Genomic DNA, 20,121 nt, shown 5'->3' on the forward strand with positions numbered 1-20,121 from the left:
CCGGGTGGGCGACTGCGGGCCCGTGCGGGCGACTGGGAGGCCCATGCGGGCCGCCTTTCGTGACACATTGACTGGTGGCTCCGACACATTGACTGGTCGGACCCAGCGGCGACCGCACCCGGGAGCATCGTAGCAGGTCACAGCGGCGGGTCCGGTCTGAGTTCCGGCGATCTGCAATCTGACCAGTCAATGTGACGGAGCCACCAGTCAAAGCGTCGGATGCCACCGGTCCCGACGTACGGGTGGCTCGCGCACGCTCGGCCGGTCAGGCCCGGCCGAACGGCCGGGTGCGGACCCGCGCGCGGCCGGGCGAGCCCCCGCGTCATGGGATCCTTCAGAGGTGCGTCGCAACGTCTCCGCCACCCTCGAGCTCACGCTCAGCGAGGGTCCCGCCGATCTGGCTTTCATGGTCGCCGTCGCGCGGGTTCCCGGGCTGCTCATCGAGGAGCGACTGACCATCCATCTCGGCGAGACCGAACTCGTCCCCACCGAGATCCCCGCGCCCCACCACGGCGTGATCCACAACCTCCAGGTGGACCCGGGCGTGTCCGGCACGCCCCTCGTGCTCAGCTACCACGCGAACGTCGACACGAACTGGGACGAGGTCGACTCCTCGCACGACGACGCCGAGGGTGAGGAGATCGTCGGCGACGCGGGCGGCCCCGTGGACCTGCTGACGTACCTGCGTCCGTCCCGGTACGTCGAGTCCGACCGTCTGCTCGGCACGGCCTACGCGGAGTTCGGCGGGCTCAAGGGGCGCGAGCTGGTGCTCGCCGTCGGCGACTGGGTGCACCGCCAGACGCGCTACACCCCGGGGATCTCCCGGCCCACCGACGGCGCGGTGGAGACCCTGCTCGCGCGGCGCGGCGTCTGCCGCGACTACGCGCACGTCGTCATCGCGATGCTGCGGGCGCTCGACGTGCCCGCCCGGCTCGCGGCCGTGTACGCGCCGGGGCTGTTCCCGATGGACTTCCACGCGGTCGCCGAGGCGTGGGTCGATGGCGCGTGGCACGTCGTCGACGCGACGCGGCTCGCACCGCGGCACACCCTCGTGCGCGTCGCGACCGGCCGGGACGCCTCGGACACCGCGTTCCTGTCCAACTACGGCGCCCGGCTCACGCTGGACCGGATGAAGGTGCTCGCGACGGCGGAGCCCTTCCTCCCCCCGGACGACCACTCCCTCATGCTCAAGGTGCCCTGACCCGCGGGTCTCGCGCGACGAGCGCCGGCGCGGACCGAGGTCCGCGCCCGCACTCGTCCGCCGGCGGCAGGGATGCCGCCGGTGGCTCAGGCCTGGTCGTAGGTGAGCTCGATGTCCGGCCCGGTGAGCACGAGCTGCTCGCCGTCGAGGTCACCGGTCGTCACGGCGCCGAGCGCCGAGCCGTACGCGGTCGCGACGTCCATGATCGGCTGCTCGCACGCCATCATCGTCGAGGCGATCGGCGCGAACGTGACCGTGTCGCCGTCGACGGTCACGGTCGAGACGATGTTGTTGCAGCCGTCCTTGCCGCTCACCGCACCCTCGCCGTCGACCATGAGCGTGATCGGGGCCCCGTCCACCGGCGTGATCTCGCCGTCGGGGCCGCTGCCCGAGACGAGCGTCCAGGAGCCCTCCAGCGAGAGCGCCTCGGCGGTCGCGCCGCCGGAGCCGGAGCCGCCGGAGGCGCACGCGCTGAGCGCCGAGGCGCCGAGCACGACGGCGAGCGAGACCGTCGCGAGCGAGCGGCGGCGGGTGGTGGGTCGGGTCCGGACCTGGGTCATGGTGTCTCCTGCTGCGTGAGTCGGGCGTGGGTCGGGCGTGGGTCGGGCGTGCGTCGGACATCGGTCCGACGGGGGGCCGAGGTGCGATCGCGGGGGCCGCTCCCCTGCGGCGCCCGTCTGCCCTGCACGTGTCCCGGGCAGGGCAATCCTGGCCGGAAGTGAGCCAGGTCACCACCCGGGGGCGGCGCGCCGACCCTCACCCGCGACGCGCGCGCCATCAGGACGACGCCGAGGCGTCCTCGAAGGCGCGCCGCTCCTGCGCCGTGCGCGCCACCGGCCAGCCGTCCTCGGTCCAGGCGAGCTCCCGCAGCCCGAGGCGGAACGCCCCCGCCGCGGCGGCGTCGTAGTAGTGGAACGCGAGCACGCCGTCGGACACCGACTGCCCGCCCGGCCCGACCATGTCGCCGTCCGTGCTGAGCAGCGACAGTCCCCCGCCCGAGGTCATCGGCGCATCGTCGGGGCCGAGGTAGGGGCCCGTGACGTCGCGCGCGCGGCCGACCGCGATGTTGTACGTGGAGTCGGTGCCCCGGCAGCAGAAGTCGCGCGAGACGAACAGGTAGTACCAGTCGTCGTGCCACACGAGGTACGGCGCCTCGATCGGGTTGGGCGAGAAGCCGCGGGCCGCCAGCAGGGTGGGCTCGGCGTCGGCCACGGGCTTGCCGTCGGGCCACGCCAGCTCCACGAGCTGGATGCCTCCCCAGAACGACCCGAACGCCATCCACGGCGTGCCGTCCTGCGCAGTGATGACGCCGGGGTCGATGGCGTTGTAGTTCACGCCCGGAGCCGACTGCCACACCACACCCTGGTCCGTCCACCCGTAGTCCGGGTCGTTGGGGTCGAGGGACGCGCTGGTGGTGAGCCCGATCGCCGAGGCGTTCTTCCCGAAGGTCGAGGCCGAGTAGTAGAGGTAGTAGGTGCCGTCGTGCTCGATCACCTCGGGCGCCCAGAAGTTCGTGACGCCCGGCACCGCCGCGTAGGCCCACTCGGGCCGGGTGGCCGAGTCCCAGACGGTCCCGATGCGCTCCCACGTGACGCCCTCGTCGGTGGACCGGCGGATCTGCGGCGCGCCGCTGCCGATCGAGAGGTCGCCCGTGGAGAAGACGTACCAGGCGTCGTCGGTGATCACGAGCGCGGGGTCGTGGGTCGCGGTGTCCCCCTCGGCCGCGATCGCCGTCGCCGTCGGGGCCGCGCCCGCGCACGCCGCGAGCACCCCCGAGAGGGCGACCGCGACGACCGCGAGGGCGGTGCCGGCGAGCCTGCTCGCCGGCACCGCCCGCGACGGGCGGGTCTCACGCACGGCGCAGCCGCACGACGTTCCACGAGATCGCGGGGAGGCTGAGGGTGACGCGGCCGTCCGCCGTCGTGCGTGCGCTCTCGTTGGCGACCGGCAGGACCGTGGTGTCGTCCTCGGGCGAGGCCTGCCACGTGTGGTCGCTGTGGGAGTAGCTCGTCGCCTCGACGAGCTCGAGGCCGGCCATCCGGACGTCGACCGCGAGCTCGGTCGCCTCGTCCTGGGCGCGGTTGACGGCGAACACGACGAGCTCGCCGCTCTCGGAGTCCCACGTCGCGACCGCGTCGACGAGGCCCGCGGTGCCGTGCACGGCGGTCTCGTACGTCGGCGTGTCGACGAGGGTGCGCAGCACGGCGCCCTTGGCGAGGGAGGAGGCCTGGGCGAACGGGTGGAAGATCGTCTGCTTCCAGATGCCGCCGCCCTGCTGCGTCATGATCGGCGCGATGACGTTGACGAGCTGCGCCTGCGACGCCGAGTGCACGCGGTCGGTGTGCCGCAGCAGCGAGATGAGCAGGTTCCCCACGACGACGGCGTCCGCGACCGTGTAGTGGTCCTCGAGCAGCGGCGGCGCGATCGGCCAGTCGTCGCCCGTCGGGGAGGGGATGTAGGACTCCACCCGCTTCTGGTCCCACACGTTCCACTCGTCGAACGAGATGTGGATCCGCTTGGTGTGCTTGCCCGCGGCGCGCACCGCGTCCGCCGTCGCGACGACCGACTCGATGAAGTGGTCCATGTTCACCGCGGAGGCGAGGAAGGACCCGAGGTCGTTGTCGCCCTCGCAGTAGTAGACGTGCGCCGAGACGTAGTCGACGAGCTCGTAGGTCTCCGTGAGCACGGTGTGCTCCCACGAGCCGAAGGTCGGCATGAACGCGCTGGAGGAGCCGCAGGCCACGAGCTCGAGGTCGGGCTGGATCTGCCGCATCGCGCGCGCCGTCTCGGCGGCGAGTCGGCCGTACTCGGCAGCCGTCTTGTGGCCGGTCTGCCACGGGCCGTCCATCTCGTTGCCCAGGCACCACATGCGGATGCCGTAGGGCTCCTCGGCGCCGTTCGCGCGCCGCTGGTCCGATCGCGCGGTGCCGCCGGCGATGTTCGCGTACTCGAGCACCTCGAGCGCCTCCGCGACCCCGCGGGTGCCGAGGTTGACCGCCATCATCGGCTCGACGTCGGCTTTGCGCGCCCACGCCATGAACTCGTCCAGGCCCACGGTGTTCGGCTCGGTGGAGTGCCACGCGAGGTCGAGGCGCTTGGGCCGGTCCTCGACCGGGCCCACGCCGTCCTCCCAGCGGTAGCCGGAGACGAAGTTGCCGCCCGGGTAGCGCACCGTGGAGATGCCGAGCTCCTTGACGAGCTCGATGACGTCGCCGCGGAAGCCGTCCTCGTCGGCCGTCGGGTGGCCGGGCTCGTAGATGCCCTCGTAGACGCAGCGGCCGAGGTGCTCGACGAACGAGCCGAACGTGCGGCGGCGCACGGGTCCGATCGTGAAGGCGGGATCGATGGTGAGTGTGGCCTGGGCCATGGGTGCTCCTCGCACGAGTTCTACAACGTTGTAGATCGGGATTTTAGCGGGTGGCGGTGCGGCTGTCGACGGGTGTGGTGCGCGGCTTTCATGCGCGCTGCTCGGGTCACTCGAGTCACGCCCGGCGGGTGCTCCCGCGCTCCTCCACCCGAACCGGCGCGACGACGAGCCGCGGCGCCTGCTCGACGCCCTCGATCCGTCGCAGCAGCAGGTCGACGGCGGAGCTCGCGATCACCTCGCGCCCCGGCGACACCGACGTGAGCGCCGGTGTCGCGAACGCGCCGTCGATCGTGTCGTCGAACCCCACGACCTGCACCCGCCCGGGCACGTCGACGCCCGCCAGCTGCAGCGCGTGCAGCGCGCCGAGCGCGACGGAGTCGTTCAGTCCCAGCACGGCGTCCACCTCGAGCCCGACGGCGAGCGCCCGGTCCATCGCCGCCGCACCGGAGGTGCGGTGCCAGTCGCCGGTCGGCAGCAGCAGGGCGGGGTCGGGCTCGAGGCCGGCCTCGACGAGCGCGTGCAGGTACCCGGCCAGGCGCAGGCGCGCCGTGGTGGTGGTGAGCGGACGCGCGGAGCCGAGCTCGCCGTCGGGCACCCCGGCGCCGCGGGCGAGCGCGGCGAGCTCGGCGAGCCCGGTGAGCTCCGTGAGCGGGCCGAGCGGTTCGGGCTCGCCGGGCGCACCGGGGGCGCCGACCACCGCGATCCGGTGCGCGCCGCGGTCCAGCAGGAGTCGGGTCGCGAGCCGAGCGCCCTCGACGTTGGCCATCGTCACGTGGTCCAGCCCTACGCCGAACACCCGCTCACCGAGCAGGACGAGCGGAGAGGTCGGTCGCAGCTCGCGCAGGTCCTCGGCCGTGACCGCGAGCGGGGACAGCAGCAGTCCGTCGGTGAGCGAGCGGCGCGCGCTCGTGAGCACGTCGAGCTCCTTGGCGCGCTCGCCGGCGGTGTGCTCGACGAGCACCGTGACCCCGCGGGTCTCGGCCACGCGCACCACGGTGTCGGCGAGCTCGCCGAAGTAGGGCTCCGCGAGCCCGGGCAGTGCCAGGCCGATCACGCCCGTGCGACCGCGCCGCAGGTTCCGCGCCGAAGCGTTGACCTGGTAGCCGAGCTCGGCGATCGCGGCCTCGACGCGGGCGCGGGTGGTGGGCCGGATGTGCGGGTAGTCGTTGAGGACGTTCGAGACGGTCTTGAAGGACACGCCCGCGAGCGCTGCGACGTCGTGCATCGTGACCCCGCCGCGCGCGCGCACCTCGCGCGGGCCCTTCGCACCCGTCGTCATCGGACCTCCCGCGGGCATGCTAGGGGCGCGAGCACCCCCACGGGCCGGCCCGTCCGCCGGGCGCGGCGCTCCTCAGCCCTCGTGCTTGGGGCGCAGACGCTCGATCGCCTCGGCGTTGGCCGGGTCGGCGAGCGCACCGAGCACCGCGGCGCCCTCGGACTCGTCCTCCTCGAGCTCCTCCTCGGGCACGTCGGGGGTCTCGAGCTCCTCGACCTTCTCGGCCTCGGTCTCGGCGTTCAGGGCGGCGGGAAAGCCCATCGCGGGGTAGGGCGAGTTCCCGGTGTACGGCGTGGTCATCGCGGTCTCCTTCGTCCGTGTGGTGCTGTCGATCCTAGGCGGCCCGCCGGCCGGCGGGGGCGTGGCCGGCGGGTTCACGCGTCGAGCGGGTCACCCCGCGTCTGCGGCGCCGACAGCAGCGCCGCGGTAGGCGACCCCGACGAGCCCGGCGAGCGCGCCGTCGCGCACGAGGACGGGCGTGCGCTCGAGGGGAGCGTCGAGGTCGACCCAGGCTCCGCCGTCGTGCACCTCGCCCGTGGCGAGGTCCGTCCACGTGGCTCCGGCCGGCAGGTACGCCCGGCGACGGCGAGCTCCGGCCTCGAGGACGGGCGCCACGAGGACGTCACAGCCGAAGAGGAACTGGTCGCCGATGCGCCAGGCCTCGGCGTCGTCGGGGAACCCGTGGAAGAGTCCGCGCATCACCGGCTGACCGTCCTCGTGCGCGGCGCGCATGGCCTCGCGCGTGTAGTCGCGCAGCGCCTCACGCAGGTGCACGTGCCGTGCGAGCACCTCGTAGACCGCCTCGCCGTAGCTCCACAGCTCGTTGCCGGCGCCGGAGTGGCAGCGCGCCGAGCCGTCGGCGGCCGTCACGCCGCGCTGCGGCGACCGGTCCCCGTGCAGCCGCATCACCGGCATGAACGTCGCCATCTGGAACCAGCGCACCAGGAGCTCGTGGAAGGCGGGGTCGTCGACGTGACCGCCGTAGAAGCCGCCGATGTCCGTGGTGAACCACGGGATCCCTGCGGCGCCCATGTGGATCCCGGCCGTGACCTGGCGCCGCATCGACTCGAACGAGGAGTGGATGTCGCCGGACCAGACGAGCGCGCCGTAGCGCTGGGAGCCGGCCCACGCGCAGCGCACGAGGTTGACCGGGCCGGACGCGTCACGAGCGGCACCGCCCGCCTGCCGGTCCGCGACCTGGCCCTCCGCCACCGCGCGCGAGAACAGCTGCGGGTAGACGTTGCCGACCTGGATCGCCGGGCCGGCGTGGTAGCGGTAGGCCTCGTACTCGTAGAAGACGAACTCGGGCTCGGCCTCGTCCAGCCAGAACAGCGACACCCCCGGGTAGTTCCGCCGCAGCGTCTCCCAGAGCCACGCCCGCGCACCGGGGTGGGTGACGTCGAGGAACCGCGAGGGCCCCTGGAAGGACATCTGCGCGTCCACGCCGCGGTCGGACCGCACGAGGTACCCGCGTCGCGCGAGCTCCGCGTAGTTCTCCGACTCGTAGGAGACCTGCGGCCAGACGGACACCATGAGCGCGACGCCGAGCTCGGCCAGCTCGGCGACCATCGCCGCGGGATCGGGCCAGAACTCCTCCTCCCACCGGTAGTCGCCCATGTGCGGCCAGTGGAAGAAGTCCGCCACGATGACGTCGAGCGGCAGGCCCCGCCCGGTGTGCTCGCGGGCCACCTCGAGCAGCTCGGCCTGCGTGGTGTAGCGCAGCTTGCACTGCCAGAAGCCCAGCCCGAGCTCGGGCATCATCGGGGCGTGACCGGTCGCGTCCGCGTACGCGCGCGCGATGTCCGACGGCGTGTCCCCCACCGTGAGCCAGTAGTCCACCTGGTCGGTGAGCTCGGCGACCCACTCGGTGCGGTTGCTCGCGAACGTGGCACGACCGACGGCGGGGTTGTGCCAGAGGAAGCCGTAGCCGGCGCTCGAGACCACGAACGGCACGCTCGCCTGGGAGTTGCGGTGCGCGAGCTCGAGGGTCGAGCCCTTGAGGTCCAGCAGGTCCTGCTGGTACTGACCCATCCCGACCAGGCGCTCCTCGCGCGGTCCGACCAGCGACACCGTGAGACGGTGCCCGGCGCCGCGCGGGTCGTACTGGCGCGCGCGGCGCTTGAGTGCGCCGCCCTCGTGCTCCTCCTCGAGCACGAGCCGGTCCCCGCGGTAGAACGCGAGGTGGCAGCTCGAGCGCAGGTACCCCGCCTGACCGTCCATCCCCTGTCGCGCGGTCAGGACGACCCGGAGGTCGCCCTGCACGAGCGTCCCGACGGCGCCGTCCGCGGTCTCCGTGACGGTGAGCTTCGGGCCGGCGTCGCCGCCCACGTCGGTGATCGCGGGGTCGGGCGGCAGGAGCGCCCAGTCGTGGTCGCGCAGCTCCCCGCTCAGGGTCGCCCGCACGCGGACGGCGCTCCGGCCCCAGGACTCGACCCGGACGGTCTCGCCGTCGCCGGTCCACTCGAGGGCGGGTCCGGACACCTGGACGTGGCTGCTCACGCGTGCTCCTCCTGCTTGCGACGGCGACGGCGACGTCGCGGTTCGTCGTGGTTCGTTGTGGTTGGTCGTGGTTCGTTGTCCGTGCGGGTCGTGGTGCTGGGTGGGGTGGTGCTCGGTCAGCGCGAGGGCGCGAGCGCCGGCGTCGGGGCGCCGTCGGACGCGGCCGTGGGCTCGCCGTCGGACGTGTCGGCGGGCCGCGGCAGGATCCCGCTGCGCCACACCAGGGCGGTGGTCACCCAGGCGGGTGCCATGATCCCGAGCACGACCGCGAGGCCGGGAACGACGTAGTAGAGGCAGGCCGTCGCCGCCAGCACAGCGGCTCCGCCGAGCGAGATCAGCGGGCGCGCGACGACGAGCACGGCGGCCCGCCGCAGCACGCGCAGCGGCCCCTCGGCGAAGTGCGCCTGAAGCACCCACACCGTCGCGGACATGCACATCAGCACGAGTGTGACGACCCAGAGCAGCACCTGCAGCGCGCCCGCGCCGGCCACCTCGGTCGTGCCCAGCAGGCGGTGGTCCAGAAGGACGAACGCCCATCCCGCCACGAGCGGGAGTCCGACGGCGTTGGCCGGGACGAGCTCACGGCGCCATGCCCGGTGGAACTCGCGCGGCAGTCGCTCGCGCTCGGCGGTGCCCGGCCAGCCCTCTCCCGCCATATGGTCGCGCCTGAGCACCGCGTGCACGGCGGCCGTGGCGGGGGCGATCCCCAGCACGACGGCGCCGAGCAGCGTGTGCGCGACCCACAGCAGCTGCAGCCACAGCAGGCGGCGACCCAGGTCGGCGATCCGCACGTGCCAGTCCAGGACGTTCCTCATCCCTTCACGCTCCCGATCATGACGCCCTTCTCGAAGTACTTCTGCAGGAAGGGGTAGAGCATGATGACGGGCAGCGAGGACACGATGATGACCCCGTACTTGATCTGGTCGGCGTACTGCTGCCCGTAACCGCCACCGGTCCCGCCTGCGCCGCCCGCCCCGCCGGCGAAGGCGGTGTTGGAGATGAGGATGTCCCGGAGCACGATCTGCAGCGGCTGCTTCGCGTAGTCACGGATGAACACGAGACCCGTGAAGAAGTCGTTCCAGTGCTGGACGAGGTAGTACAGCATGATCACCGACAGGATCGCCTTGGACAGCGGGATGGCGATCGTGAAGAAGAACCGGAACTCGTCGGACCCGTCGAGCGTCGCGGCCTCGTGCAGCTCCTCGGGAATCGAGTTCTCGTAGAACGCGCGCGCGATGATGAGGTTGTAGACGTTGAGCGCGCTCGGCAGGATGAACACCCACATGTTGTCGAGCAGATTGAGGTCGCGGTACAGCAGGTAGGTGGGGATCAGCCCGCCGTTGAAGAACATCGTGAACGCGAAGAAGAACATGAGCGGCCGGCGGGCGGCGAACTCACGGCGCGACAGCGCGTACGCCGCCGGGATCGTCACGAGCATGTTCACGGCCGTGCCGAGCACGGTGTAGACGATCGTGTTGCGGTACCCGGTCCAGATGCGCTGGTCGCCGAGGATCTGCTCGTACCCGAACCAGTTGATGCCGCGCGGGAAGAACCAGACCTGGCCACCCTGCACCAGCTGAGGCTGGGAGATCGAGGCGATCGCCACGAAGAAGATCGGGTACAGGGTGACGAAGACGATCAGCACGATGCTGACCGCGACGAGGGCGGCGAAGACGATGTCGCCGGGGCGGTGGTAGCGGACCTTGGTCGTCATGGCGTCTCTCCCCTCACCACAGGCTCGTGTTGGCGAGACGCTTGGCGAGCTGGTTCGCGCCCACGAGGAACGCGAAGTTGATGAGCGTGTTGAACAGGCCGATCGCCGTCGAGTAGCTGAACTGGTTGCCGATGATGCCGATCTTGTACACGTAGGTCGAGATGACCTCGGAGATGGGCAGGTTCAGCGTGTTCTGCATGAGGAAGATCTTCTCGAAGCCCGTGTTGAGCACCCCGCCCATCGTGAGGATGAAGAGGATCACCATGGTCGGTACGAGCGAGGGCAGGTCGACGTTGCGAATGATCTGGAACCGGCTTGCGCCGTCGATCTTCGCGGCCTCGTAGAGCTGGGTGTCGACGTTGGACAGCGCCGCGAGGTAGATGATGCTGTTCCACCCGCAGTGCTGCCACACCTCGGAGATCACGTAGACGGGGATGAAGGCTTTGGGATCACCGAGGAAGTTGATCCCGCTCACGCCGAACCACTCCATCACCCGGGTGATGAGACCCGTGCTCGGGGAGAGGAACACCTGCAGCATGCCCACGATCACGACGATCGAGATGAAGTGCGGCAGATACGTCGCGGTCTGGCTGAACCGCTTGCGGCGCGGTCCGACGACCTGGTTGACGAGCAGCGCGAGGCCGATCGGGGCGAAGAAGCCGACCACCAGCGTCGTGACACTGATGAGGACGGTGTTGCGCATCAGCTGCCAGAACTGCGGCGAGTCGAAGAACTGCCGGAAGTACTTCAGTCCGACCCAGTCGCCGCCGGTGAGGCCGGCCTCGAAGTCGAACTCGCGGAACGCGAGCTGGATGCCGTACATCGGCGCGTAGGCGAAGACCGCCGTCGCGACGATGGCCGGCGCGAGCATGACCCACAGCTGCCAGCGCCGGCTCAGGTGCTGCCGCAGCCGCTGGGGCCACGGCGATCTCGTGCGCGCGGGCGGCGTCGTCGCCACCTTCGTCTCCAGGGCCACGGCCATGGCTACCTGCCTCTCCGGGCTGCGCCCGGGCCGGTCACGCGGAGCGGCCCGGGCGCGGGGTGATCAGGACTTCGACGCGATGTAGTCGTCGTAGTACGTCTGCAGGATGTCGAGGTTGGCCTGGATCCCGGCGCCCTCGACCTGGGAGACGTAGGAGTTCCACCCGTCGGTGGCACCGCCGGACGTGACCCACTGCGCGAAAGCCGGCATCGTGATGCCGTCGATAGCCGTCTGGTTCACGGCCGAGGTGGACTGGTCCGCTGCGCTGAGCTTGAGGAACAGGCTCGGGAACACGTCCTTGTCGATGTCCAGGTCCTCGAAGGCGGGCGCCAGGGGAACCGCGTTCTCCACCGCCTCGGCGAGGTCGGTCGGCGGCTCGACCTCCATCGACTCCCGGATGAAGATCGGGCCGTTGTCCGCGAGGCTGGAGGTCCACTTCCACGTCGACGGGTCGAGGTTCGCATCCGCGGGCGGCAGCACCTTGTACTCGGTGTCGCTGACCTTCTCGACGTTCGGGCCGATGTCACCGAAGAGCACCTGGATCGAGATGTCCGGGGAGTAGAACGCGTTGATGACGCGCAGCACCGCGTCCTTGTCCGACGGGTCGGCGGACATCGTGACGTGGTTGCGGGTGAGGTTCTCGAAGTCGTAGGACCAGCGCACCGGGGCGGACTGACCCTCCTCCTGCAGGAGCGGCGCCATCGCGGTGTACTGCTCGTAGACGCCCGGACCGAAGCGGTCGGAGCCGGACCAGCCCCACGAGAAGCCGACGCGGGCGGTGTCGCCCGTGCCGCGGGCCACCGACTGGTACGTGGAGTAGTCCTGGGTGAAGGCGTCCGCGCTGATCAGGCCGGCCTGCCAGCAGCGGTTGAGGAACTCGACGACGTCGCGGTAGCGCTCGTCGACGAAGAAGTTCTTCACCTCCCCGTCCTCGAGGAAGTACCCGCCACCACCGCCGCCGACGATCTGCATCCCGGTCAAGCCCAGCAGTGCGGACGGCTGGAAGTAGCCGAACCCGGTCGTGCCGACCGGCGCGAAGTCGAACGGGATCTCGTCGGCCTGGCCGTTGCCGTTCGGGTCCAGCTCCTTGAACGCGACGAGCACGTCGAACAGCTCGTCCCACGTGGTCGGCATGTCGAGGCCGAGCGCGTCGAGCCACTGCTGGTTGATGTACTGGTGCGTGATGGCGGTGGGCCAGAACTTCTTGTACGACGGCACCGACTTCTCGGCGTCGTTGAACGTGGCCATCGCCTGGGCGCCGTCGACCTCGTCGAACATCGCCTGGACGTTCGGCAGGGCGTCCATGTCGTCGGAGAGGTCCTCGAACAGCGAGCCGAAGGTGGCCAGGTCCGCATCGGTGATCGCGTTGTTGCCGATGATGAGGTCGGGAACGTCGCCCGCGGCGAGCATCGGGTTCTTCTTCTGGTCCCAGTCGGCCGACACCTCCTCCCACGTGATCGTCACGCCGGCCTCCTCCTCGAGCTGCTTGACCCAGGCCATGTCGGCCATCGGCTTCGTGAGGGGGTGCTTGATCACCATGATCGAGACGTTCGGGGTCTCGCCGTCACCGGCACCGCCCGAGGCGTCGGGGTCGGTGTCCGAGCCACCGCCGCCGCACGCGGCGAGCACGAGGCTCAGGACGGCCGCGAAGGACGCGGCTGCGGCGGTCCGGGTGTACCGGCGCCGGGTGGGTGGGGCAGCGGTCATGTCTCCTCCTCGAGACGGCTCGTCCGCGTGGGTGCTGGGTGGGTCGGACGAGAGGTGATGGACAGGGTGGGGATGGGCAGCGGTCGGGTCAGCGGTCGACCGGGAGCCACACCCGCATCGCGCCCGGAGAACGGTTGCCCCAGGTCGCGAACGGGATGGCGGCGACGTCCAGGCTCGGCGAGCCCTCGGTCGCGACCGGCGCAGCAGCGCCGGAGTAGAGGGTGTCCGGGCGGTCCACGAGCGCGCAGTGGACGGTGAGCGTGCCGTCGTCGGCCACGTCGATCCCCTGCTCGGGCAGGAGGACGAGGTCGTCGACGGCGACGCCGTCGGGCAGGTCGGCCTGCTCCACGCAGTGCACGACGGGACCGCGCTCGACGGCGAGGCACCCACGCACGGCGTCGACCCGGTGGTGGGCGCGGGTCAGACGGGGCGTGAGGTCGAGGGAGAGCGTGTAGCGCGCGCCGTCGACGAGCGGCAGGCGCGCGTAGCCGTCCGCATCGGCGCGGGCGGCGCCCGAGCCCCCGTCTGCCCGTGAGGTGAGCTCGGCGTCGGGCGACCAGCTCGGGACACGTACGGCGAGCCGGACGCCGTCGCGCACGTGCCCGTGCACGCTCACCTCGACGCGCCCGTCGGCGGGGTAGGCCGTGGTGACGCGGACGACCGCCTCGCCGAGGTCGGCCGGCAGGTCGATCTCGGCGGCGGCCAGCTGGTGCAGCCACAGCGCGTCGGCGGTGGTCGAGGCGACGTAGGCACCCAGCTGCGCGACGGTGCGTCCGATGTTCGGGGGGCAGCACGCGCACACGTACCAGGGCGTGCGCTCGCGCGGCGCGTTCTCCTCGGAGTAGCGGTCCGGACGCTGCTGGAGCGGGTTGGAGTAGAAGAACCGGGTGCCGCCTCCGTCGATCGAGGCCGCGAGCGCGTTGTGGATCTCGCGCTCGATGGTCTCGGCGTACGTCGCGGCGCCCGCCGCCCCGCCGGCCAGGAGCATGCGCCAGGTCCAGTGGATGTCCGCGATCGTGGCGCAGGTCTCGGCGTAGGCCCGCTCGCTGGGCAGCTCGTAGTCGTCGCCGAACGCCTCGTCACGGTGTCGCGAGCCGAACGCGCCCGAGAGGTACATCTTCCGCTCGTGCGCGCTGGACCACTGCGCGTCCATCGCCGCCAGGAGCGTGGCATCGCCCTGCTCGAGGTAGACGTCGGTCACCCCCGCGTTGAGGTACAGCTGGCGCACGGCGTGCCCGACGGCGTCGCGCGCCTCGCGCACGGGGGCGTGGTCCTGGAAGTACCGCGCCCCGAGGCCGCCGACCTTGAGCAGGCCCTGTCCGCGCAGCTCCACCATGTGCGCCGCGAGCGCGAGGTAGCGCTCCTCACCCGTGTGCCGGTACAGCTCGACGAGCGCCGTCTCGATCTCGGGGTGACCGCAGATGCCCTGCTCGCGCCCCGGTCCGAACCGGCGGTCCAGGAGGTCGGCGAACCGGCGGGCCAGCACGAGCAGGTCGTCGCGCCCGTTGGCGCGGTCCAGCGCGACGGCCGCCTGGATCATGTGGCCCAGCACGTACATCTCGTGCGTGAGCTCGAGCTGGACGAACTTGAGCTCCGGGTGGACGCCCTGGATCCACGAGTGCACGTAGCCGCTCGGCTCCTGGACGCGGGCGACCAGGCCGATCACGTCGTCGAGCCAGGCGTCGAACTCGGTGGTGCCGGTGCGCGCGATCTCCCACGCGACCGCCTCGATCACCTTGTACAGGTCGGAGTCGGCGAACCAGAAGCCGCGGAACTCGGCGCCGGACTCCCCGATCACCCGCCGCAGGTTGTCCAGGATCCCCCACTCCTCGATCTGCTCGATGCAGTGCGGGAGCGTCGCGCTCGCGTTGAGCGACTGCCAGCTGGCGAGCGGACCGTCGGTGAGGCGCACCTCGCGCACACCGAGCGGGGTGTGGACGGCGTGCGCCGCGCTCGGCAGAGCGGGCGCGGCGACGTCACGGGCGTCGTCGACGCGGCTCACGGCCGTGCTGCTGGTGGTGCTGGCGGTCATCGTGGGTCTCCTTCGACCGGGTGGCTGGGGGCGAGTCTGTCCCGTCGAGTTCAGCGTTGTCAACAGCGAGCCATCATCGTTGTCAATCGTTACTCGACCGTGACACTTTCCAAGCGGTGGGCCGATGTGAACGTTCGACACGCATTCTCGAGTCCAGCGGCCGCCGAGGCGACCCGAGGGCCCCGCCGGGGCTCCGCGGGTCGCCTGCTCGTCAGACGGCGCGAGTCAGCGGGCAGGTCTGCGTGCGGTCAGGCCTTGCCGTCCGCGCGCGAGCGGCTCGACTCCCGCACCACGAGGTCCGCTCCGGTGCGGATCTGGCGAGGCTCGCCGTCGTACCCGTCGAGCCGTTCGACGAGCATCGCGACGGCGTGCTCGACCATCTCCGCCTTGCGCGGGTTGACCGTCGTGAGGGTCGGGGTCATGAACTCCCCCTCCGCCGTGTCGTCGAACCCGGTGACCGCGACGTCGTCCGGGATGCGCCGACCGTGGCTGCGCAGCGCGCGAGTCGCCCCGATCGCCAGGGCGTCGTTGATGCACAGCACCGCGTCGAAGGACCGCCCCGAGAGCAGGAGCGCCACCATGGCCTCGTACCCGGACATCCGGCGGTCCCAGTCCGAGCCGAAGGCGAACAGTGCGGGATCGGGCTCGAGTCCCGCCTCGGCGAGCCCGTCCACGTACCCCTGGTACCGGTCGCCGTGCGGAGTGCTGGAGCCCAGGTCGTTCCAGAGCAGCGCGATGCGGCTGCGCCCGGTGGACAGCAGGTGCCGAGTCGCGGCTCGCGCACCCTCGTGCTCACCCATCACCACGCAGTCCACGCTCTGCATCGGCGGACCCCCGAGCGTCACGAGGGGTCGGTGCTCGACCCCGTCCACCATCTCCTCGACGAAGGCGTGCGGACACAGGATCACGCCGTCGACGTCCGGGGTCGTGGTTCCGATCACCGCGTCGCGCTCGGCTGCGCCGTCGGGGGCGATCCGCAGGGTGGTGGCGTAGCCCCGATCTGCGAGCGCCAGGATGAGACCCTCGGCCACCTCGGCGAAGTACGGCTGGTAGAGCATCGGCACCACGACCGCCACCCGTCCCGTCCGTCCGGACGACAGGCCCCGGCCGGCGAGGTTCGGCTGGTAGCCGAGCTCCTCCACCAGCCGCAGCACCCGCTCGCGTGTCGCCGGCGAGACCCCCGGACGCCCGAGCAGGACGTTGGAGACCGTCTTGGTCGAGACGCCGGCGGCGGAGGCGACGTGCGCCATCGTCGTCGTCATGCGACCCCCTGGCCGAGGGTGGTCTCGCGGCGCACGAGGCTCACGGGCGCGAGCACGTGTCGACCCGCCTGGGGCGGCGTGGAGGACAGCCCGTCCAGCAGGAGGTCGAGCGCGTGCCGCGCGAGTGCGGCCGGACCCGGGTCGATCGTCGTGAGCGACGGCGTGGCGAACAGTCCCTCGTCGATCCCGTCGAACCCTGTGACCGCCACCGCGCGCGGCACCTCGATGCCCCGTTCGGCGAGGACGTGCAGGACGCCGGTGGCGATCTCGTCGCTGGCGCAGACGACGGCGTCGACGTCGGGCGACGACGCCAGGAGGGACTCGGCCGCCGCCGCTCCGTCGGCGCGCGTGGTGACCCCGGAGACCCGCGGCAGCGTGTCCGGGGAGTCGGGCGACAGCGCGGCCGCGATCACGGCCTCCCCGCTGGTGAACCTGTCCCAGCCGATGAGCGCGGGCCGCCGCCGCCCCATCACGACGAGGTGCCTGGCCAGCAACGACGCCGCCTCCACCAGGTCCACGCTGACCGCGTCGACCCCGTCGACCGGCTCGGCCTGGACGAGCACGACGGGCCTCGTGCGCAGCAGCTCGGGATCGAGCCCGTCAGGTAGCCGTCCCATGACCAGCGCCCCGTCGAAGGAGCGCCCGACCGACGAGAGCACCGCCTCCACGCGTGCGGGATCGCGGTGGGTCGGCTCGACGGCGGCCTGCATGCCGCGTCGGTTCGACTCGACCACGAGGGCCTCGGCGAGCAGCGCGTGGTAGGGCCGTTGCAGGTGCGGCACCGCGACGGCGACGACGTTGGTGCGGCCGGTCCGCAGGGCGCGCGCACTGCCGTTGGGCACCCAGCCGAGCTCTGCGATCGCCGCGCGAACGCGTCGGATCACCTCGGGGCGGATGTGGGGCTCGAGGTTGACCACACGCGACACCGTCTTCAGGGAGACGCCCGCCAGCGCGGCGACGTCGCGCATCGTGGCGGCCATGGGCCACAGGGTAGACGCAGGGGAGCGCCGCGCGGTGCGGTAGGTTCATCGTTGTCATTTCGGACTTCGCCCGTCGAGGGAGACGCACATGGCGACGACGCCCACCCCCACGCCCCCGATGGGCTGGAACAGCTGGGACTCCTACGGCACCACCGTCACCGAGGCCGAGGTGCTCGCCAACGCCCGCTTCATGGCCGAGCACCTCCTGCCCCACGGCTGGGACACGGTGGTCGTGGACATCGACTGGTCCGACCCCACCGCGCGCTCCCACGGGTACAACGCCGACGCGCCGCTCGCGATGGACGCCTGGGGTCGCCTTCAGCCCGACGTCGCTCGGTTCCCGAGCTCGGTCGACGGCGCCGGCTTCGGCCCGCTGGCCGACGCGGTGCACGCGCTCGGACTGCGCTTCGGCATCCACACGATGCGCGGCATCCCGCGCCGCGCGGTCGCGCAGGCCACGCCGATCCTCGGCACCGCTGGCACCGCAGCCGACGTCGCGGACGCCACCAACGTGTGCGAGTGGAACCCCGACATGCTCGGCCTGAACCACGACCACCCCGCCGCGCAGGCGTACTACGACTCCACGCTCGCGCTCTACGCCTCCTGGGGCGTGGACTTCATCAAGTGCGACGACATGCTCTGGCCCTACCAGGCGCGCGACATCGAGGCCTACGCGCTCGCGATCGAGCGCTCGGGCAGGACGATCGAGCTCAGCCTCTCCCCCGGGCGTGACCTCTCGCTCACCCGGCTGGACCACCTGCGCGAGCACGCCACGATGTGGCGGATCTGCGACGACCTGTGGGACCGGTGGGAGGACGTCGAGGCCAACTTCGCCCGGTTCGCGCGCTGGGCGCCGCACGCCGGCTCCCACGGCTGGCCCGACGGCGACATGCTCCCCCTCGGCCGCATCGGCCTGCGGGCCGAGCGCGGCGAGCCGCGCGACAGCCTCCTCACGCCGGCCGAGCGCCGCACCCTCATGACGCTGTGGTGCGTAGCGCGCTCGCCCCTCATGGTGGGCGGAGACCTGCCCACGTCCTCCCCGGAGACGATCGCCCTGCTCACCAACCCCGGCGTGCTCGCCCTCCTGCGCACGACGGCGTCGCGCGAGGTCTTCCGCGAACCTCCCCTCGTGCTGTGGTCGGCACAGGGGCACGACGGCGCCGCGTACGTCGCGGCCTTCAACACCGGCGAGGCGCCGCTCGCCGTCGCGCTCGACGCCGGCAACGTCGACCTGCCCGTGACCCTGGAAGGAGAGGTGCGCGAGCTCTGGAGCGACGCCGTCGTGCCCCGCACCGCGGTGACCGAGCAGAGCGACGCGGCGCGCGGGGTCGCCCCGGGCAGCGTGGCGCTGCAGGTCCACATCGCGCCGCACGACGTCGTGCTGCTGCGACACACCGCAGGGTGACGCGCCCTGTCCCGACGCTCGACGAGCCGCGCGAGGAGGTGAGAGACTCGGCGGCGCGCGTCGCTCGAGCGCCGCGCGCCTGACGTCCGAACGGAACGCATGCTCGCGCTGCAGCTCCTCGCCCACCTCCTGCCGGCCCTGACGGCCGGACTGCTGTGGGTGCTCGCGCGGCGCGGCTCCGACGCGGGTGCCACCCTTGGACCGACGGGGGTCACGCCGTCGTCGTCGGGGCCTGGGGCCGCGGGCCGGGTCGCGCATCTCGCGCCGCTCGCGCTGGTGCCGGTCGCGGTCCTCGACGTGCTCGGGGCGAGCGAACCGGCCGCGTGGGGCGTGGGCCGGCTCGACGTCGTGAGCCGTCCGCTGCTGCTCGTCACGGTGACGCTCTACGCCGGGGCGCTCGTGCTCTCCGCCCGGTCCGGGTCGGCCGCGGCGTCGCGGCTGACCAGCAGGCTGCTCGTGTGCTTCACCGGGAACGCCCTCGTCCTGTCCGCCGTCGACGTGGCGACGTTCGCCGTCGGCTGCGCGATCGTGACGTCGATGGTCTACGCGATGATCCTCGGACAGGAGTCACCGCTCGCGCGCAGGGCCGCGCGGACCTACCTCGCGTTCGGCCTCGTCGGCGACGCGTTCGTGCTCGCGGCGCTCGTGCTCGTGGTCGCCGCGGGCGGGTGGCGGGTGGCCGACGCCCCGGCGGCCGTCGCGGCGTCGCCCCTCGCGCCGCTCATCGTGGCGCTGCTGCTGCTGGGGTTCGGCGAGTGGGCGTGCACGTTCCCGCTGCACGGCTGGCTGCCGCTCGTGGAGTCCGGCGTCTCGATCCCGGTCGGCGCGGTGCTGAGCGGCTGCGTCATCAAGATCGGCCTCGTCGGGTGGCTGCGGTTCCTGCCGCTCGGCGAGGCCGCGCTGCCGGTGTGGGGCGGTGGCCTCGTCGTGCTCGCGCTGCTGGGTGCCGGTGTCGCGCTGCTGCCCGGCGTGCGCAGCAACGACCCGGACGCGTCCCTCGCGTTCAGCTCGGTCTCCCAGATGGGCTTCCTCGGCGTCATCGTGGGCGTCGCGCTGAGTGCGCCGGAGCTCGCGACGGCGTGCGTGCTGTCCGCCGTCGTGTACGCGGTGCACCACGGCATGGCGAAGGGCGGGCTCATCCTCACGGTCGCCGTGTGGGCGCGCTACGGCGGCGGACCCCAGCGGCGCTGGGTCGTGGCGGGTGGCGTGGTGCTCGCGCTCGCCGTCGCCGGGGCGCCGCTCGGCAGCGGCGCCGTGGCGAAGTACGCCGCCAAGAGCGCCGTGGCTGCGGCGCCGTTCCTGCTCGACGTCACCGCGCTGCTCCCCTTCGTCGCGACCGCCACCACGCTGATCCTCGCGCGTGCGGCGTTCACGCTGCGCAGCCACATCGCGCCGGCCAGGCAACGCGCCGACGGGTGGTTCGTGGCGTGGGCGGCGCTCGTGCTCGGCGGCACCGCGGCCACCTGGTACCTCGCCGGGCAGTGGGTCCCGATCGTCTCGGTCCCGAGGCTCGACGCCGTCACGGTGGCCGCTGCCTCCTGGCCCGTGCTGCTCGGGCTCGCGATCGCGGCGCTGGTCTGGTACGCGTCCCGGCGGGGCTGGCTGCCGAGCTGGGCGACCGACCGAGGCCTGCCCCGCGGGGCGCTCGAGGTGGTGCTCGACGAGGGCGGCCGCCCGCGGCACTGACCGTGCCGCG

16 protein-coding genes are annotated in these 20,121 nt (G+C 72.1%); 3 read left to right on the top strand and 13 right to left on the bottom strand.

Annotated features, from left to right (window positions below; translation table 11 throughout):
* Window positions 1-340: 340 nt before the first annotated feature.
* Window positions 341-1,201: a transglutaminase-like domain-containing protein gene (locus tag FH969_RS03365; protein ID WP_246071679.1), complete on the top strand. Its 861-nt coding sequence runs from the start codon at window positions 341-343 to the stop codon at window positions 1,199-1,201.
* Window positions 1,202-1,287: 86 nt separating this feature from the next.
* Here the strand turns inward: FH969_RS03365 and FH969_RS03370 are convergent, their stop codons facing one another.
* The 13 genes from FH969_RS03370 to FH969_RS03430 all read right to left on the bottom strand — a co-directional run bounded on the left by FH969_RS03370 (window position 1,288) and on the right by FH969_RS03430 (window position 17,020).
* Entirely contained in the window at window positions 1,288-1,761 is a 474-nt protein-coding gene (locus FH969_RS03370) for an META domain-containing protein (protein WP_139986107.1), read from the bottom strand.
* 217 nt (window positions 1,762-1,978) lie between these two features.
* Window positions 1,979-3,058: an arabinan endo-1,5-alpha-L-arabinosidase gene (locus FH969_RS03375; protein WP_246071680.1), complete on the bottom strand. Its 1,080-nt coding sequence runs from the start codon at window positions 3,056-3,058 to the stop codon at window positions 1,979-1,981.
* Window positions 3,051-4,568 carry an arabinosylfuranosidase ArfA gene (arfA, locus tag FH969_RS03380; protein ID WP_139986109.1) on the bottom strand — a complete coding sequence of 506 codons (1,518 nt, stop codon included), beginning with the start codon at window positions 4,566-4,568 and terminating at the stop codon, window positions 3,051-3,053. Before arfA ends, FH969_RS03375 begins: the two co-directional genes overlap by 8 nt.
* Window positions 4,569-4,683: 115 nt before the next feature.
* A complete protein-coding gene (locus FH969_RS03385; RefSeq protein ID WP_246071681.1) occupies window positions 4,684-5,847 on the bottom strand; it encodes a LacI family DNA-binding transcriptional regulator in 1,164 nt (387 codons plus the stop codon).
* A 72-nt stretch (window positions 5,848-5,919) separates the two neighbouring features.
* The gene (locus FH969_RS03390; RefSeq protein WP_108718259.1) at window positions 5,920-6,144 is read right to left on the bottom strand and encodes a hypothetical protein; all 225 of its coding nucleotides are present in this window, start codon (window positions 6,142-6,144) and stop codon (window positions 5,920-5,922) included.
* A gap of 90 nt (window positions 6,145-6,234) precedes the next feature.
* Window positions 6,235-8,343 (bottom strand): glycoside hydrolase family 31 protein, encoded by a 2,109-nt coding sequence (locus FH969_RS03395; RefSeq protein ID WP_246071682.1) that lies wholly within the window; start codon window positions 8,341-8,343, stop codon window positions 6,235-6,237.
* Between the two features lie 116 nt (window positions 8,344-8,459).
* Entirely contained in the window at window positions 8,460-9,158 is a 699-nt protein-coding gene (locus FH969_RS15605) for a YesL family protein (RefSeq protein WP_139986111.1), read from the bottom strand.
* The gene (locus FH969_RS03405) at window positions 9,155-10,057 is read right to left on the bottom strand and encodes a carbohydrate ABC transporter permease (RefSeq protein WP_108718261.1); all 903 of its coding nucleotides are present in this window, start codon (window positions 10,055-10,057) and stop codon (window positions 9,155-9,157) included. The genes FH969_RS15605 and FH969_RS03405 overlap by 4 nt, the downstream gene beginning before the upstream one ends.
* Before the next feature lie 13 nt (window positions 10,058-10,070).
* Window positions 10,071-11,039, bottom strand: a complete 969-nt coding sequence (locus FH969_RS03410) for an ABC transporter permease (RefSeq protein WP_139986112.1) — start codon at window positions 11,037-11,039, stop codon at window positions 10,071-10,073.
* Between the two features lie 63 nt (window positions 11,040-11,102).
* On the bottom strand, window positions 11,103-12,746 hold the full coding sequence (locus FH969_RS03415; protein ID WP_139986114.1) for a type 2 periplasmic-binding domain-containing protein: 1,644 nt from the start codon (window positions 12,744-12,746) through the stop codon (window positions 11,103-11,105).
* A gap of 88 nt (window positions 12,747-12,834) precedes the next feature.
* On the bottom strand, window positions 12,835-14,778 hold the full coding sequence (locus FH969_RS03420) for a glycoside hydrolase family 127 protein (protein ID WP_139986116.1): 1,944 nt from the start codon (window positions 14,776-14,778) through the stop codon (window positions 12,835-12,837).
* A 248-nt stretch (window positions 14,779-15,026) separates the two neighbouring features.
* Window positions 15,027-16,040: a LacI family DNA-binding transcriptional regulator gene (locus FH969_RS03425; RefSeq protein WP_108718265.1), complete on the bottom strand. Its 1,014-nt coding sequence runs from the start codon at window positions 16,038-16,040 to the stop codon at window positions 15,027-15,029.
* Window positions 16,037-17,020, bottom strand: coding sequence for a LacI family DNA-binding transcriptional regulator (locus tag FH969_RS03430; RefSeq protein WP_139986118.1), 984 nt, complete (start codon window positions 17,018-17,020; stop codon window positions 16,037-16,039). Before FH969_RS03430 ends, FH969_RS03425 begins: the two co-directional genes overlap by 4 nt.
* Before the next feature lie 88 nt (window positions 17,021-17,108).
* On the opposite strand from FH969_RS03430, the gene FH969_RS03435 reads away from it, so the two are divergent.
* Both FH969_RS03435 and FH969_RS03440 read left to right on the top strand, forming a co-directional pair.
* On the top strand, window positions 17,109-18,425 hold the full coding sequence (locus tag FH969_RS03435; protein ID WP_139986119.1) for a glycoside hydrolase family 27 protein: 1,317 nt from the start codon (window positions 17,109-17,111) through the stop codon (window positions 18,423-18,425).
* 99 nt (window positions 18,426-18,524) lie between these two features.
* Window positions 18,525-20,111, top strand: a complete 1,587-nt coding sequence (locus tag FH969_RS03440) for a proton-conducting transporter transmembrane domain-containing protein (RefSeq protein ID WP_139986121.1) — start codon at window positions 18,525-18,527, stop codon at window positions 20,109-20,111.
* Window positions 20,112-20,121 lie beyond the last annotated feature (10 nt).

This window comes from Miniimonas arenae (assembly GCF_006351005.1).
Taxonomy (GTDB): Bacteria; Actinomycetota; Actinomycetes; order Actinomycetales; family Beutenbergiaceae; genus Miniimonas; species Miniimonas arenae.

Bases quoted from the DNA above. Each gene is read 5' to 3' on its own strand.
- FH969_RS03370 (WP_139986107.1), bottom strand. From the start codon at position 1,761: ATGACCCAGGTCCGGACCCGACCCACCACCCGCCGCCGCTCGCTCGCG.
- arfA (WP_139986109.1), bottom strand. From the start codon at position 4,568: ATGGCCCAGGCCACACTCACCATCGATCCCGCCTTCACGATCGGACCC.
- FH969_RS03385 (WP_246071681.1), bottom strand. From the start codon at position 5,847: ATGACGACGGGTGCGAAGGGCCCGCGCGAGGTGCGCGCGCGCGGCGGG.
- FH969_RS03390 (WP_108718259.1), bottom strand. From the start codon at position 6,144: ATGACCACGCCGTACACCGGGAACTCGCCCTACCCCGCGATGGGCTTT.
- FH969_RS15605 (WP_139986111.1), bottom strand. From the start codon at position 9,158: ATGAGGAACGTCCTGGACTGGCACGTGCGGATCGCCGACCTGGGTCGC.
- FH969_RS03405 (WP_108718261.1), bottom strand. From the start codon at position 10,057: ATGACGACCAAGGTCCGCTACCACCGCCCCGGCGACATCGTCTTCGCC.
- FH969_RS03410 (WP_139986112.1), bottom strand. From the start codon at position 11,039: ATGGCCGTGGCCCTGGAGACGAAGGTGGCGACGACGCCGCCCGCGCGC.
- FH969_RS03415 (WP_139986114.1), bottom strand. From the start codon at position 12,746: ATGACCGCTGCCCCACCCACCCGGCGCCGGTACACCCGGACCGCCGCA.
- FH969_RS03420 (WP_139986116.1), bottom strand. From the start codon at position 14,778: ATGACCGCCAGCACCACCAGCAGCACGGCCGTGAGCCGCGTCGACGAC.
- FH969_RS03425 (WP_108718265.1), bottom strand. From the start codon at position 16,040: ATGACGACGACGATGGCGCACGTCGCCTCCGCCGCCGGCGTCTCGACC.
- FH969_RS03430 (WP_139986118.1), bottom strand. From the start codon at position 17,020: ATGGCCGCCACGATGCGCGACGTCGCCGCGCTGGCGGGCGTCTCCCTG.
- FH969_RS03435 (WP_139986119.1), top strand. From the start codon at position 17,109: ATGGCGACGACGCCCACCCCCACGCCCCCGATGGGCTGGAACAGCTGG.
- FH969_RS03440 (WP_139986121.1), top strand. From the start codon at position 18,525: ATGCTCGCGCTGCAGCTCCTCGCCCACCTCCTGCCGGCCCTGACGGCC.